The 16,020-nt window shown below is 41.9% G+C and carries 16 protein-coding genes and 1 CRISPR repeat array; all 16 genes read right to left on the minus strand.

All coding sequences use genetic code 11. The features are described from left to right. Positions 1-175 precede the first annotated feature (175 nt). The gene (fabV, locus tag CLHUN_RS10480; protein WP_080064547.1) at positions 176-1,363 is read right to left on the minus strand and encodes an enoyl-ACP reductase FabV; all 1,188 of its coding nucleotides are present in this window, start codon (positions 1,361-1,363) and stop codon (positions 176-178) included. A 237-nt stretch (positions 1,364-1,600) separates the two neighbouring features. Next, a CRISPR array of direct repeats spans positions 1,601-1,964; the repeat unit is 32 nt; unit sequence CTCACATCTTGTACACATGCACCAGTTGCAAT. A 226-nt stretch (positions 1,965-2,190) separates the two neighbouring features. Continuing rightward, positions 2,191-3,465, minus strand: a complete 1,275-nt coding sequence (locus CLHUN_RS10485) for an RNA-guided endonuclease TnpB family protein (protein ID WP_080064548.1) — start codon at positions 3,463-3,465, stop codon at positions 2,191-2,193. A 445-nt stretch (positions 3,466-3,910) separates the two neighbouring features. Beyond that, a complete protein-coding gene (gene gap / locus CLHUN_RS10490) occupies positions 3,911-4,921 on the minus strand; it encodes a type I glyceraldehyde-3-phosphate dehydrogenase (protein WP_080064549.1) in 1,011 nt (336 codons plus the stop codon). Positions 4,922-5,095: 174 nt separating this feature from the next. Continuing rightward, the gene (locus CLHUN_RS10495; protein ID WP_080064550.1) at positions 5,096-6,010 is read right to left on the minus strand and encodes a DUF2156 domain-containing protein; all 915 of its coding nucleotides are present in this window, start codon (positions 6,008-6,010) and stop codon (positions 5,096-5,098) included. Positions 6,011-6,051: 41 nt separating this feature from the next. Beyond that, positions 6,052-7,164 carry a M20/M25/M40 family metallo-hydrolase gene (locus CLHUN_RS10500; RefSeq protein WP_080064551.1) on the minus strand — a complete coding sequence of 371 codons (1,113 nt, stop codon included), beginning with the start codon at positions 7,162-7,164 and terminating at the stop codon, positions 6,052-6,054. Between the two features lie 157 nt (positions 7,165-7,321). After that, complete coding sequence (gene trmL / locus CLHUN_RS10505) at positions 7,322-7,819, minus strand: tRNA (uridine(34)/cytosine(34)/5-carboxymethylaminomethyluridine(34)-2'-O)-methyltransferase TrmL (protein WP_080064552.1); 498 nt, start codon at positions 7,817-7,819, stop codon at positions 7,322-7,324. Positions 7,820-7,941: 122 nt separating this feature from the next. Continuing rightward, positions 7,942-8,406, minus strand: coding sequence for a chemotaxis protein CheX (locus CLHUN_RS10510; protein ID WP_080064553.1), 465 nt, complete (start codon positions 8,404-8,406; stop codon positions 7,942-7,944). Between the two features lie 267 nt (positions 8,407-8,673). Next, positions 8,674-9,030 (minus strand): stage V sporulation protein AE, encoded by a 357-nt coding sequence (spoVAE, locus tag CLHUN_RS10515; protein WP_080064554.1) that lies wholly within the window; start codon positions 9,028-9,030, stop codon positions 8,674-8,676. An 88-nt stretch (positions 9,031-9,118) separates the two neighbouring features. Further along, complete coding sequence (gene spoVAD, locus CLHUN_RS10520; protein WP_080064555.1) at positions 9,119-10,138, minus strand: stage V sporulation protein AD; 1,020 nt, start codon at positions 10,136-10,138, stop codon at positions 9,119-9,121. Positions 10,139-10,190: 52 nt separating this feature from the next. Then, positions 10,191-10,634 carry a stage V sporulation protein AC gene (gene spoVAC / locus CLHUN_RS10525; RefSeq protein WP_080064556.1) on the minus strand — a complete coding sequence of 148 codons (444 nt, stop codon included), beginning with the start codon at positions 10,632-10,634 and terminating at the stop codon, positions 10,191-10,193. 243 nt (positions 10,635-10,877) lie between these two features. Further along, the gene (locus CLHUN_RS22130) at positions 10,878-11,054 is read right to left on the minus strand and encodes a hypothetical protein (protein ID WP_165755723.1); all 177 of its coding nucleotides are present in this window, start codon (positions 11,052-11,054) and stop codon (positions 10,878-10,880) included. A 112-nt stretch (positions 11,055-11,166) separates the two neighbouring features. Beyond that, entirely contained in the window at positions 11,167-11,913 is a 747-nt protein-coding gene (gene sigF / locus CLHUN_RS10535; protein ID WP_080064558.1) for an RNA polymerase sporulation sigma factor SigF, read from the minus strand. Positions 11,914-12,072: 159 nt separating this feature from the next. Further along, the gene (gene spoIIAB / locus CLHUN_RS10540; RefSeq protein WP_080064559.1) at positions 12,073-12,498 is read right to left on the minus strand and encodes an anti-sigma F factor; all 426 of its coding nucleotides are present in this window, start codon (positions 12,496-12,498) and stop codon (positions 12,073-12,075) included. 71 nt (positions 12,499-12,569) lie between these two features. Then, positions 12,570-12,911 carry an anti-sigma F factor antagonist gene (gene spoIIAA / locus CLHUN_RS10545; protein WP_080064560.1) on the minus strand — a complete coding sequence of 114 codons (342 nt, stop codon included), beginning with the start codon at positions 12,909-12,911 and terminating at the stop codon, positions 12,570-12,572. A gap of 64 nt (positions 12,912-12,975) precedes the next feature. Beyond that, positions 12,976-13,932, minus strand: a complete 957-nt coding sequence (gene whiA / locus CLHUN_RS10550) for a DNA-binding protein WhiA (RefSeq protein WP_080064655.1) — start codon at positions 13,930-13,932, stop codon at positions 12,976-12,978. Between the two features lie 42 nt (positions 13,933-13,974). After that, positions 13,975-16,020, minus strand: a complete 2,046-nt coding sequence (locus tag CLHUN_RS10555; protein ID WP_080064561.1) for an amylo-alpha-1,6-glucosidase — start codon at positions 16,018-16,020, stop codon at positions 13,975-13,977.

Consider the following 16,020-nt stretch of genomic DNA (forward strand, 5'->3'; position numbering starts at 1 on the left):
AAATACTCTCGAGTGATTTTAATTTTTTCAGTAACCACTATTCTAAATTTTTGTGGCATAAAAATACTCCCTTCATGATAAACAGTGTTTGTTATTTCACTGTCTCTCATAAAGGGAGCATATCATTTACCAATCCGGTGCCTGTTTTTTACGTAAACCTTGTCTGGATTTTTGTTTACTCTATGCTTGCAATTTTAACATCAATATCCACATCTGCACTGTAGTCCACTTCGTCGAATTCAAAGCCGAAGAGCCTGAAGAATTCCTTTCTGTAGCCTTCAATATCGGATATCTCCCTTATATTTTCATTGTTTGCCTCAGCCCAAAGCCTTGCCACCTCAGCCTGCACCTCCGGACGCATTTCCCAGTCGTCCATGCATATACGGCCTTTTTCGTCAAGTTTCATGTCTCCTGAATAAACCCTGTCATTAAGCATTCTGTACATTTGCTCTATAGTACCTTCATGAATATTCATATCCTGCATCACCTTGAACAAAACACTTATATAGATTGAAATCACAGGAATCGCAGCACTGGCCTGGGTAACCACAGCCTTGTTTATGGATACATATGCCTTGAGGCCCATGTCCTTATTGTTCTCTGTAAGCTTTATGGCTGTGGCCTCAAGATCATCCTTGGCCCTGCCTATGGTGCCTTTTCTATAAATGGCATGGGTCATTTCAGGCCCTACATAGGAATATGCAATTGTAACAGCTCCCTGTTCCAGTACATCGGCCTCTTTCAGGGCCTTCATCCACATATCCCAGTCCTCACCGCCCATAACTGCCACGGTCTGTCTGATTTCCTCCTCATCAGCAGGCTCAATGGTGGACTCCGAAACCTGCTGGGTGTGAAAATCCACAGTTTTAACCGTGCTCGGACTGCCTATAGGTTTCAGCGCCGAATTGAACACCTCTCCCGTTACAGGATGTATCCTTCTCGGGGAAGCAATGCTGTATATGACCATATCCACCTTGCCAAGATCCTTTTTTATAAGTTCAATAGTCTGCTCCTTGATTTCGTTTGAAAATGCATCTCCATTTATACTTTTTGCATACAGGCCTTCCTCCCGGGCAAACTTCTCAAAGGCGGCGGAATTATACCAGCCTGCGGAAGCTGTTTTATTTCCCGAAGCCTGTCTTTCAAAAAACAGCCCTATTGTAGCTGCACCGCAGCCAAAAGCCGCTGCTATTCTGGAGGAAAGTCCATACCCTGTGGAAGCACCTATGACAAGCACCTTTTTGGCACCGGATATTCTCTTTTGCTTTTTAACGTATTCAACCTGCTGCCTTACGCTATATTCGCAGCCTGCAGGATGAGAGGTCGTACAAATAAAACCTCTGAATTTTGGAGTTACAATCATAATAAACCTCCTGGTAAGAAATTATTTATTATAGTTATTATTATTCACAAAACCAATTGCATATAAAACTTTTATGATTAGTATAACACATTTTGGAATAAATTAAAACTAGATATTATTACTTGGTTATAAATATGAATTGTAATAGAATTCAGCCTTTTAGCACGGAAACCATACCAGATAGATGCACAAGTGCTTCCAATTCACATATGTAAAAAAGGAGGTTTTAAAAAAATGCTCACATCTTGTACACATGCACCAGTTGCAATAGAATAGATTTTGTTTCATGGATTATGTTTATTGTCTCACATCTTGTACACATGCACCAGTTGCAATGGATGTTGACGCCGAAGGTGAAGCCCCTCCTTGCTCACATCTTGTACACATGCACCAGTTGCAATCCACGACCCTGGCCCGTATGCATTGTGTGGTCCACTCACATCTTGTACACATGCACCAGTTGCAATGGATATAACCTAAAACTAAAAAATAACCTTTTCACTCACATCTTGTACACATGCACCAGTTGCAATAATTTGTACTGTGTGAGGTTAAAAATGACAGAACTTCTCACATCTTGTACACATGCACCAGTTGCAATAGCACATATTTAAAACACTTCCGTTATGCTCACTTTAGCTACTTAATGTGCGAGTCTATACTTTATCGCAATTCTTGTATATGTATAAAACGTCCGAGCGGTCTTTTATACTCGGAATTTCAAACGGTGCTAACCGTTTTTACCTTATCGAGTGTTTTGCAACCACACAAGTATGGATTTATGCCACTTCTCGATTTAAGGGTGTTGAGCCACCCCAATTGTTTACTTATGTTTCGCACTTTAAAAATTCTAATATTATTTTATCAATGTCCGGTGTTGCTATATTTAATGATGCATTATAATCTGCATTCACCTCAAAGCCACAATCAATACATTTAAATTTTGCTTGTTCTGGTCTGTTATCTCGGTGTATATATCCACATTTACAACATCTTTGGCTTGTGTATTGCGGGTCAATCAGTTTTACTTCAATCCCTTCCAATTCGGCTTTATACTTGACTTTTTGTTGCAAATCATAATATGTCCAGTTCTTTAAAAACACATTATCTGTGTTAATACCTTTTAAATCTTCCATTTGTATAATTCCACAACCATTTTTTATTGCAAACTCTACTATAGCTTTTGAGTATTTATGATTAATAGTATTCCGAAAGTTTGCAACTTTATCTTTAGCAAATTCTATAGGTTTTACTCTTGTTTTAATCCCGTGACCTATCCTCCCCTCTCCGCATTGCTTTCCTTGTAGCTGTAGTTCCTTTATACGCTTTTGAACTTGCTTCCTAAAGTTATCGATTTCCCCACCGCTGATACTTCTACGAGCAGGGGAATTATAAACTGCCATATATACTGGGTGAACAATTCCAACGTCAATACCTAATATATTGTCACGGCTTTTATCTGGTTTACTTATCTCGAAAGAATATGATAAGTTTAAAAACCACTTGTTTTTTTCTCTTAGTATCTGTGATGCAGATATCTTATATTGTCCTGCAATACACCTATCTAAAACATCTCTATTACTTTTATTACCTTCATTTATTAACACTGAAAACTGACCAGAATTTCTATCCAACTCCTTTTTATATATGTTTGAGGCAAGTGAAAGAGCTACTATATAGCCATCATCACTTTTCTCAATATTCATGCTTTTGTTATGTAAATCAATTGGTACATCTGCTCTAAAACAAGCTATTGATTTGTCTCCTCGTATAACATCCTTTGTATCTGTTTTCCACCTTTGAACTGCTCTTGTTATGGATGTTGTTAAGTTTGCAGTATTCAGCCTTTGATAGATTGATTTTAGTTTATCATAAGCATAACCTCTCATATCCGAATATCCAAAAGTTTCTCTCGTTTTGGGATATTCTCCTTTAGCTATTTTGTAATCTGAAGAATACCCTTGCCATTCCCAACAATATTGAATTGTCCTATTCATTATTTGACGAGTATCATATTGAATATCCCTTAATACTTTACCAAACAAATCCCAATTACAATCTATTGGCTTAATTATTTGATATCTCATTACTTTTGTAGCCATTATGCACCTCAAAATGTATCATAAATGAATCCAGAGTTAATAAACTATTTACAAATTATATTACGATATACAAGTTTATTCAAATACCGGGAAATTTCGGTTAATACCCCTCACACGACTCGGAAGTAAGCCAAAAACATATATACAGGCTATTTTAAAAATACAACCTGTATAATACGTGTAAATATTCCACACTCCGATAATCATAACAGCAAAATATTTCTGCAACTGTTATTCTCTTGACAAAACAATCCTGCTTGGTATTAACTCTAAAAATTCAAGTCACCCAGTTTCCTAAAAAATAATAATATAGGGCTTTGGGATGACTTCATTTAAAGATAACCTCTTCGCATATTGTAGAAAGTGACATAATAAAACAGCACTTTTTTCAGATGGGCTTCATCTGAAAAAAGTGCTGTTAAAAACATTATTATGAAAGCTTTAATTACTGAGCGTCAACCTTAGCCATGTGCTCGATAAGGCTAACAACCTTGTTTGAATAACCCCATTCGTTGTCATACCATGATACCAGCTTAACGAAGTTTCCGTTTAATGCGATACCGGCTTCAGCATCGAATATTGAAGTACGTGCATCGTGGATGAAGTCAGTTGAAACAACCGCATCTTCAGTGTAACCGAGGATACCCTTGAGGCTGGTTTCTGAAGCAGTCTTTACAGCAGCTTTGATTTCTTCGTAAGAAGCTGCTTTTTCAAGTCTTACAGTCAGGTCAACAACTGAAACGTCAGCAGTAGGAACTCTGAATGCCATACCTGTCAATTTTCCGTTCAATTCTGGAATAACCTTTCCAACTGCCTTGGCAGCACCGGTGGATGAAGGAATGATGTTTCCGAGGATTGATCTTCCGCCTCTCCAGTCTTTGTTTGAAGGAGCATCAACAGTCTTCTGTGTGTTTGTAGCAGCGTGAACTGTAGTCATAAGACCTTCAACGATACCGAAGTTGTCGTTGATAACCTTAGCCAAAGGAGCCAAGCAGTTAGTAGTACAAGATGCGTTTGATACAACAACCATGTCCTTAGTATATTTGTCATTGTTAACGCCCATAACGAACATTGGAGCGTCATTTGAAGGAGCACTGATAACAACCTTCTTAGCTCCGCCCTTCAAGTGAGCTGAAGCCTTTTCAGTAGTAGTGAATACACCTGTTGATTCAACAACGTATTCTGCACCGCAAGCTCCCCAAGCAATAGCTGAAGGATCCTTTTCAGCAAAGAAAGCTATTTCTTTACCGTTAACAACTAATTTACCGTTAGCTGTGCTTACTTCGCCGTCAAATTTACCATGAACTGTGTCATAAGTTAACATATATTTGAGATACTCGAGATCGATGAAAGGATCATTGATTCCCTTTACTTCTACGTTAGGGTTGTTCACTGCAGCCCTGAAAACAAGACGTCCGATACGTCCAAAACCGTTAATACCAATTTTTACTGCCATTGTTGTTACCTCCTAAGTTTTTTTTATTAATTTGAAACGATGTTAATTCGTCTCTTAACCAAGCAAATTAATGCTTATCAACATAGTAATTGGTTTCAATTTCCTAAACCAAAACTAATTCTATAATATTTCAAAAACATTTTCAATAGTGTAAACAGCTAAATTAATAATTATTTAACAAAGTTCAACTGTATATTTTTCAACAAAACTCGCGGGATTATATGAAAGTTTGGCTTTCCTCAACCCTTCCAGCCCCAAATCCTGCTCCCGGTTCACATATTCCATGTGCGACCACTGGTTCGCCAGGAACTGCTGGTTTATCAAAGGATACAGCCCATGTATCTCCGCATTTGCCTTTTCTATATGAATAACCACCGTGTCACTGCTGAGCTGTTCACCTATGGTAAAAGCCTGGGGGACACCGTCAACCTTAATGATTGCGCCTTCCAGCTCCAGACTCTCGTAATTTTCAAGCAGGTCAAGATTCGCCTTTCTCTCGGCAATAAGGCTGTCACTCTCGGTATAGTTTCTTTGGATACACCACTTTTCCAGTATGTCCTTGCAGTCGGGAATATTTGAAGCTGTAATTTTTTCGTATTCAAAGGAATATAGCTTCTTAAACTTGTTTATATGATTTCTCTTTCCGTCCAGTTTCTTTCCGGCAAGTGTGGAAAGGCTGCCCACAGAGTACAAATAGTCAAAGTTGTCCCTGTCTTCGCCGGACTTAAAGCATAAGCCAAGGGTTTCCAGAATGGAAAGCTGCTGGGTCGAAACCCTTTTCATGACAAAATTCCAACCCATTTCGGCAAAATGCTCCCTCATAATATAAAGAGTACATTTCAATTCATCTATCCTTTTGTAATCGCCTATCGGAAAAAAGCAAAAGGGTACGCCCGATTCCATTACTGACATTATGCATAAAAAATCGTTTACTACGCTATAGCTTATTTTATAATAATCTCTCCACATAAAGAAATTTGTGAAGTTCAGTTCAGATACTCTTAAATCGGACAGTCTCAAATATCTGTCAAATATCTGCTTGTCGTCTATGGTTATTTCTGAGATTTTTAATGTGATTGTTTGCAACACAAGTCCCCCTAATTTTCCCAACGGATACGGTACGTCGTAAGTCAGTTGATATTCTTCAGAATTGAAATCAAAAACACTACGGCATTTTCCATATCGGTTATTGATATTTGTTCATTAACGCTGTGAACCTTGGTCATACCCACACTTAGGTCCACTGCCTGAATACCCTTGGAGTTTATAATATTGGTATCACTGCCTCCGCCGGTGGTCACCGCTTCAAAAGTAAAACCACTGTCGTCAGCGGCTTTTTGCATTATTTTAATAATCTGGGCATCAGCTTCTATATTGAAGGCCGGATATTCATTTTCCGATGTAAATTCTACCTGTCCTCCCCATTTTTCCGCCGCCTTTTGGAAGCATTCCCGCATATGCTCGGTCTGGGCCTGGAGCTTTTCAGCATTGCGGCTCCTTGCTTCCGCATTTATTATAACTCTGTCGCAGACTATATTTGTTGCAACACCGCCTTGAATTATTCCGATATTTGCAGTAGTTTCCTCATCTATCCTGCCCAGCTTCATTGAGGAAATGGCATCTGACATTATGGAAAAGGCACTTATGCCGTTTTCAGGCTCCATACCTGCATGTGCCGCCTTTCCCTTTACAACTGCATTTATCTTGTTTTGTGACGGAGCCTTTACAGCAGCACAGCCGATTTTGCCGTCACTGTCCAGTACAAAGCCGTATTTTGCATATATCTTGCTGAAATCCATATGCTTTGCACCCAGCAGGCCGATTTCCTCCGCTATGGTGAAAGCCACCTGGATATCTCCATGTTCAATATTCTGTTCTCTGATTAACTTCAAGGTCTCCAGTATTATGGCTATACCCGCCCCATCGTCGCCGCCCAGTATGGTTGTACCGTCGCTTTTTATTATATCCCCGTCAATCACCGGCTTTTTTCCCGTACCGGGAACCACCGTATCCATATGCGCCGTTATGAGGACAGCCGGGACAGCCTTATTTCCCTTTACGGTGCATATGACATTGCCGCACTGGCCTCCCAGCTTTTGTCCGGCATTATCCTCAACAGGTTCATAGCCCAGTGCCTTAAGCTTCTGCTTAAGCGTGTCACACATCTGTCTTTCTTTTAAGGACAAACTGTCTATTCTTACAAGTTCCAAAAACTCATTAACCATTCTGTCTCTGTTAACCAAATCCGACCCACTCCTTAAATTTTCTGGTCATCCCTGATATTTATCTAAATCCGGCCCCAGCTTTTATTTGCCGGCCGGCGTTTTTGCAGCACAATAAAATCGGGAGTCACTCCCATTATAATATACCCAATTTTTTATATTTATCACAGGTTTGTTTTTAAGTCCAATCATATTTAACCAGCTTCCCCTGGATTTTCATGTTTTCAAAGTTTTTTTGCCTCAGAGCCTCATACAGGACTATGGCCACCGAATTGGACAGGTTCAGTGACCTTATTCCCTCGTTCATGGGAATGCGTATGCAGGTTTCCCGGTTTTCCTTCAGCAATTCCTCCGGCAGGCCTGCGGTTTCCTTGCCGAAAAGAATGAAGCAATCCTCCCCATACTCTATGTCACAATAGTTATGGACAGCCTTGGTGGTGGAGAAATAGAGCTTACCGTCCCCATGCTGCTTAAAAAAAGCCTCTATGCTTTCATGATATTTAATGGTGGCTTCATCCCAATAATCCAGTCCGGCTCTCTTAAGATATCTGTCTTCTATGGAAAACCCCAGAGGTCCCACCAGATGCAGGACAGAACCCGTTGCGGCACAGGTTCTCACAATGTTGCCGGTATTCTGAGGTATCTCAGGTTCTACAAGTACAATATTAAGCGACATAAAGCAAGCTCCTTTCATACGCCGAATGCTCTTCTAAAATGCACTCAACAGAAAAAGATGGCATACACCATCTTTTCGCTTATGAATATATTTTATCATTTTTATAATTATATAATCAAATTCTAATCTTCAACAGATATATCTATTTCCAGAATTTCTGCATCATTCAGATAAAGCGGGATACAAATAGTTTTCATTTTTGAAGGTGTAATCTGAAGATTTTCACCCAGCAGTAAAGACGGAGGTGTAATCTCTATGCCTATTCCCTTGTTATACAATATGGTAGCAGTATTTCCTAAAATCATATTAGTCAGTTCGGATAATGCGCTCTTGGATATCTCATTCAATTCGTCCACCGGCATTCCGAACATCATAGCTGATGCAATCTTGAAGGCCACCGACTTGGTCATGGTAAAGATGGCCTGACCTCTTATCTTTCCAGTTATACCTACAATAATCAGAATCGACTCTCCCATGTAGGGAGAAGACTTCAAAAAAACCTTGCCCAGTCTTGCATCTACATTGGCAACTTGCTTTAAGACTGTCTGACTTGCTTCGATAAAAGGGTTTATGTATTCTATATTCATCTTTGTCCACCTTGTTTTCCATAGATTAAATTCATATTTAATTGTATGAACAAAAAACCATACTTAATTATATAAAATATTTATACAAAATTCTATATTTTTTTTAAAATTCCTCTTAATATCCATATTTTTGTTTAATTTGTCGCATTAGTCAATGTACCTTTCATAAATTATTTATAAAATATTTTTATACGGCTGGATAAATATATTTTATCCGCAAAAAAATGGAATAAAGCCAGGACAAAAATATTATTCCCGGCTTTGTACCTATCTTTTTGCCTTAGGCTTTGATACCACAGACATGATATAACCAAAAAATATCGCTGCTCCCAGGCCGGCTGCCGCTGCCTTGAAGCCACCTGTCAAGGCTCCCATCAGACCCGTTTGCTCAACCTCCCTGAAGGCGCCCTTTGCCAGGGTGTAGCCAAAGCCCGTAAGGGGTACGGTAGCCCCTGCACCGGCAAAATCCACAAGCTTCTGGTATACGCCAAACGCAGTCAGCAGCACTCCCGCCACTACAAACACAACCAGAATCCTGGCCGGTGTGAGTTTTGTCTTGTCTATAAGCACCTGACCTATGGCACAGATTATTCCTCCAACTAAAAAAGCGTTTATATAGCTCATATGCAAATCTCCAATCCACCTGTTACGGAATATTTTAAGAATAAATTATTACAGCCCCCGCGTGAAATGCGCACTTTAACCCGGCTTTTCAATCCAGACTCCTGTGAATGCTCACCGCATGTGCTATACCAGGAATACTCTCTTTCTGCTGAGTACTTATGGGGCTCATTAATGCTCCGGTGGCAACGAACAGCACCCTTTTGAGATTGCCCTTCATCATTTCCTTGTACAGGTGTCCTGCAAACACTGTGGCTGAGCAGCCGCAGCCGCTCCCCCCCGAATGTGTGTCCTGATCCTTTGTGTTGAAAATCATGACTCCGCAGTCATTAAATCTGTTTTCCAGGTCTATCCCGTTCATATTAAGCAGGTCAAGGCATATCTTTTTTCCCACCTTGCCCAAATCCCCCGTTACAATCAAATCGTAGTAATCAGGAGTAAGTCCGGTGTCGGCAAAATGGGTCAGTATGGTATCGGCTGCCGCCGGGGCCATGGCCGCTCCCATATTGTTCACGTCGCTGATACCCATATCGTTTATTTTTCCTGTAGTTACATATCTGATATATGGACCGGTCTGGTCCGAGGTCAGCAGAGCAGCGCCGGAGCCCGTCACTGTCCATTGAGAGGTAGGAGCCCGCTGGCTTCCCAATTCCAGAGGATATCTGAATTGCCTTTCTGCAGAGCAAAAATGGCTTGACGTCATGCATACCACATTGTCCGCATAACCTCCGTCTATGAGCATACTTCCAAGGCTCATGGATTCCGCCATTGTGGAGCAGGCCCCATACAATCCGAAAAAAGGGATATCGGTTTCCCTGAGGCCGTAATTTGCGGCGATACACTGGTTCAGCAAATCTCCTCCCAATACATATTCTATCTGGTCATTGCTAAGGCTCCCCTTCTGAAGCACCTTTGACAGGGTTTCTCTTACCAGCTTGCTCTCGGCCTTTTCCCAACTGTCCTCACCCCACAGTTCATCAGGGATGATATAGTCAAAGCTTTGTCTGAGAGCACCCTTTCCCTCCTTGGGGCCTACAATGCTTGCGGTAGCCTTGATGGACGGCGGATTTTTAAATATGACCGTCTGTTTGCCTATATGTCTTTCTGCCATTTAACTGTCTCCTTGAACATAAAAAAGTCGATTACTGCGGTCTGAAAACCGCTTAAATTATAAAGTAGTGAATTATACCGACCAGAATCGAGGCGCATATGCCGAAAACAATTACCGGGCCTGCTATCACAAACATTTTGGCTCCTGTTCCCATTATATAGCCCTCTGTCTTAAATTCCATGGCCGGAGACACAACAGAATTTGCAAAGCCGGTTATTGGCACTATTGAGCCTGCTCCGGCAAACCTGCCAAGTTCATCGTATACATTCAGAGCTGTAAAAAATGCTCCCAGAAAAATCATTATGGCACTGGTAAGACCTGATACCATGTCGGAATCCAGGCCTCTGCCTTTGAGCCAGTTGAAAATCACCTGCCCGATGACACAAATGATACCTCCCACAAGGAATGCCTTTATTATATTCAGAAATAATTTTGAATTGGGAGAAACACTTTTAACATATTGCGAGTATTCCTCCTTTGTAAAACTCTTGTTCATAATACCTCCATAAATCTTTGATAATCCAAACATTTAATATTCTTTGCAGATATTCAGAAATTATTATAAAAATTGAATTAACTTGTTGTGCTGGTTTAAAGCAGTCAGAAAGCTGCCTGGATGCAGCAACTTGACCATCCAGGGACTTCGTGGCAATCCATTTCCGTATGTGGGAGGAGCACCTTTTAGAAATAACACTTTAGGAGAATTCTTTTATTGAAAACATATGACACAGAATCAAGTTCAACAGATCAGTTCAATCCGGGAGGCTTCCGTGAAAAAAACAAAAACCGCCTTCTTTGGGACGTCCTCCCGGGAAGCGGTATAAATGGCTATTATGGCAATTATGATTGAAAGCAGGATTAAACCTATGATTATTAATGTAGTTCTCTTTTTGAAGCTGTGGATTATACGCTGCATATAAACATCTCCTGTCCTTTTAAAACCTGCTGAAAAAAGCCCGCCTGAACAGTACTTTATGACTTTGCTGTTCGTGCAAGCTCTTTTTGCTTCAACCGCCGAGCCAGTGGCATCAATTTCCGTTTGCAATCATTTTATGCTTTATATCCTTCAGAATTTTCTTTTCTATCCTGGACACCTGTACCTGTGAAATACCCAGCAGCCGTGCAATCTGCACCTGGGTTTTCTCCTTGAAATATCTCAGGATTATTATCTGCCTTTCTCTGGCGTCAAGGGAATCCAGAATCTGCCGGATGGCAATCTTGTCTATCAGGTCAACCTCACTGCTGTTATTGTCGGCATTTATCCGGTCAATCAATAAAATCGGCGTATTGTCGCCCTCTCCCACAGTGCTGTAGAGTGATTCCGGAGTACAGCCCGCTTCAATTGCCAGCACAAGTTCTTCCGGCGAAACATTCATTCTTTCGGCTATTTCATTGACACCCGGCTCCCGTCCCAGTTCCTTGCATAAAATTTCCTTGGTAATCCGGGCTTTTGATGCAATCTCCTTCAGCGACCTGCTCACCTTGATTATCCCGTCGTCTCTTATAAATCGCTTAATCTCTCCAATAATCATAGGTACCGCATATGTAGAGAATTTCACATCATAAGACGCATCAAACTTGTTGATGGCCTTAATAAGCCCGATACTCCCTATCTGATACAAATCATCAATCTCATAGCCTCTGTTCTGAAACCTTTTTACAATACTCCAGACCAGACCCACATTTTTTTCCACCAGGGTGGCCTGGGCCTGCCTGTCTCCGGCTTTAGCATTTATGATAAGTGTAAGAACCGCTTCATCAGTTATATCCTTCATAGCTTACCTAAACCTTTCTGTCACATATAGCACATATTGCCGATTTCAATCATCACTTATAATCATTATTGGCAATTATTAAATTTTTATACATAAATAGAATTTATTTACATATATATGCATAAAAATTTCCTGACCAGATTACGGCAGTAATGTGAATCAGGACTTTATATTCTTAAACATAGTAACAGTGGTTCCCTTATCAGGTTCAGATGCAATATCTACGCTGTCCATAAAGCTTTCCATAACCGTAAAGCCCATTCCGGATCTCTCCATATCGGGCTTGGAGGTATACAGGGGCTGGCGTGCCAGTTCTACATCCGCTATCCCTTTTCCCTCATCGGAGATAACAATTTCAATTCCGGTATCATACAGCCTGCAAACCATTTTTACAATACCGGGGTTGTTCTCATACCCGTGAATGATTGCATTTGTTACAGCTTCCGAAACAGCAGTCTTTATGTCTGCCAGCTCTTCAACCGTTGGATCGAGCTGTGATGCAAATGCGGCAGCCACCACTCTCCCAAAGGCTTCATTATTTGATTTACTCATAAATTCCAGTTTCATTTCATTTATAAGCTGCATAACAACTCCCATCTGCATGCGTGTCAAATTTATCGACATGCTTAAAAAATATTGATAAAAACCAAACCCGGCTAGCCGCACATGGACGACAAGGCATCCTCCACAGCGGCATATGCAGGTATGATTTTCAGTACTCCCGACATTTCAAATATCTGCATTATCTTTGGATTGGCATTTACTATTGCGGCCCTTCCGTTGAGTTTTTTGATATTGTTGTACCTGCCCACAACTACTCCTATTCCGGAGCTGTCCATAAAATTCACACCGGAAAAATCGAAAATAATGTTTTTGACCGTGGCCTTGATGATTTCATTGTCAAGCTTCTGCCTCAGATACTGGGCGGAATGGTGGTCCATATCCTCCAGGATTTTGATTACCAGCGTCGTACCCTTCTTTGATAGTTTAACATCCAAGTATATTGCCCCCTTTTATCATTAGAAACATGATATACTTTTCGATATTTCCCCGGATACACCTTCATTTTACAGATATTCTTTTCATATTGTCCCTCAATTGATCCGCAATTTCATCCAGCTTCCTCAATCTGTGATTCACTCCTGATTTTCCAAGCCTTGGGTGGAGCATGTCTCCCAGCTCCTTAAGGCTGGCTTCACCGTATTCCAATCTTAAGTTGGCTATTTCCACCAGGTTCTCCGGAAGCTTGTCTATACCCATGACAGACTGTATAAGCCGTATGTTGTCAACCTGTCTGACAGAGGCGTTGACCGTTTTCTCAAGGTTTGCCGTTTCACAGTTTACAATTCGGTTTACGCTGTTTCGCATATCCTTCAGAATCCTTACATTTTCCAGCTCCATCAAGGCACTGTGGGCACCGATAATATTGAGAAAATCAACAATATTCTCTCCTTCTTTTATGTATGCTACAAAAATTCCCTTCCGGGTAATTATTTTCACATTGATACCATAGTCCGCAAGCAGCTCCTTTATTACCTGGGCACAAACATTGTTCCGGGTGGAAATCTCAAGATGATAGGTTTTCTCCGGATCACTTATGGACCCTCCGGATAAAAATGCTGCACGGAGAAAGCTTTTTTTGCAGCAGACCCTTTTCAGGTGCTTTGTGAATCGATTGCTGCTCTCCTCCGAAAATGCACTGATTCCAAAATCATAGAGTATTTTGTTTATAAGCTGCATGGAGGCCAGAATAACAGAATAGGAAACATGCTTTTTCAGCTTGCTGCTCCTTCTTATGGCAACCTCCGGGCTTATGCCGTAAACCTTTCTGATTGTGGAATATATCCTTCTGGCGAAAGCGGCATTTTCAGTAACCATCCTTACATTCCTGCTGTTTTTATCGTTTGAAAAAAGGTTACCCGTCAAAATAACCCCCAGTACTTCAGCCTTCATGCAGCAGGCATCGTGCTGCAATTCTACTCTGCAAAGCTCGTCCTTAACAAGGGTTGAAAAAGACAAGTCATCAACTCCTTTCAATAAAAGACCGCCATTAAAAGACCGTCATTTAAGTCCTGCGTCCTCAACGGCAGCCCTCAGAATCTCCGCCACGCTCCAGGCCTGGGCAAAGCAGCCTCTGGGCTCATAGGGATTGTTCCCGTCAAATATCTCTGAGATACTGCCTATTCCTGCGTCCTTTATATGATCCGAAAAGGGCAGTATAAAGTCCAATGCTTTTTTTCTTGCTGCTTCAGTGTTTCCGTTGACTCTGACATAGGCCTTTATAAATCTTCCCAGCAGCCAGGTCCACACCGTCCCCTGGTGGTATGCCCCGTCCCTGCTCCAGATATCGCCGGAATAGGTGCCCCGGTATTGAGGGCTGTCCTGAGACAGGGTTCTCAAGCCATATGGGGTATACAATTCCCTCCACACCGTTTCCACAACGCTTCTGGCCTTGCTTCCCTCCAGTACCGGATAGGACAATCCCACCGCAAGTATCTGATTGGGCCTCAGACTGCCGTCGCTGCCTGCTTCATTTACCACATCATAGAGGCATTGGCGGCTCTCATTCCAGAAGACCTTCACAAAGGCTTCCTTCGCTTTTGAAGCACACTCATGGTAAATATCCGCATCTTTAAACTCCTGTGCCAGCCTTGACATTATCCTGAGACCGTTGTACCACAGTGCATTTATTTCAACAGCCATCCCATGCCTTGGAGTGACTACCCAGTCTCCCACCTTTGCATCCATCCAGGTCAGTTGGGTTTTCTCGCTGCCGGCAGTCACCAGCCCCTCCCGTGTCATTTTTATATCAAAAATGGTTCCATTTGTAAAGCCTGCGCATATATTCTTCAGACAGGGGTAAATTTCCTGCTTTATAAATTCATAGTCCCCCGTATATTCCAGATAGCTGTTTACAGCCTCAAAGTACCAAAGCGCGGCATCCACACTGTTATATGCCGGTTTTTCCCCGTCGTCGGGAAACATATTTGGAATGAGTCCGTAGTCCACGTATTTTGAAAAAGTATACAGGATTTCCCTGGCATCCTCAAATCTTCCGGTGGCGAGGGTCAGTCCGGCATATGCTATCATGGTATCCCTGCCCCAGTCTGTAAACCAGGGATACCCTGCAATGACGGTTTTTGCGTCTGTGGATTTCCTGTAAACTATAAAGTTGTCGGCAGCCAGTACCAGCCTTTTCAGCAGTTCATTGGAATAGCCCGGCTTTTTCAGCAGGAGTTCCAGCCTGGCGTTCTGCCGGTCTATTATATCCTCTGCTCCATTTCCGTCACCGGGGCAGGAGTTTACAGCGGCATCACCTGAAAAATCTTCCCTGACAGCTTCCGCAAAAGGCAAGCCGGTATTCCGGCAGGACGCCTCAAAAGAAACGGTTCTGCATTCCCAGGGTTTCAGGCGTATGCTGAAATAACCCGGAATGTAGTGATCCTCCATGCAGTCCAGCCCTCTTTCCTGCTCCTTGCCGTAAAACATGTTGTAAAAGCAGGTATTATCAAGCTCAACTGCTTTTCCGCAGCTTACCCCCATGTGAAGGGTAAGCTGTTCCCCTTCTGCAGAAACAGTCATCTCACTGTCGGAATATTTCGGTACAAAATTGAAACGGCTCCGGCGGCTGCTGTGATGATGGTCCCTGCAATTTACCAGAGGAGTGAGCCTGAACTCCGCCTCCCGGGAACCGTTTCTGATTTCGTAAAGAACTGCGGTGGTATTCTCCATATGTTTCATGGCTATCTTTTTCTTGACGATAATGTCCCTGCAGTTATAAGTAAACTCGGGCAGGTAGTCAAAGGTTACCCTTGTCAGATACCGGTATCCGTCATTGACATAATTTCCGGTTTCAGCTCCTCCTGTTTGAAAGGACGCCAGGGAAATATGGCTGCCGTCCTCCCACACTATGTCTTCAAGCAGATTGGACAGCAGCAGGAACCTGCTTGTGGGGGGCTTGAGGCAGCCGACCAGCAGGCCATGATATCTTCTGTTGTTGGAGCCTATCAAGGACAGCGATGCATAGCCCCCGATACCGTTTGTCAATATCCATTCCCTCTCGGAACCTTTATAGTAATCTTTCCAATAGCTTTTCCCAAACTCCAT

This window comes from Ruminiclostridium hungatei (assembly GCF_002051585.1).
Taxonomy (GTDB): domain Bacteria; phylum Bacillota; class Clostridia; order Acetivibrionales; family DSM-1351; genus Ruminiclostridium; species Ruminiclostridium hungatei.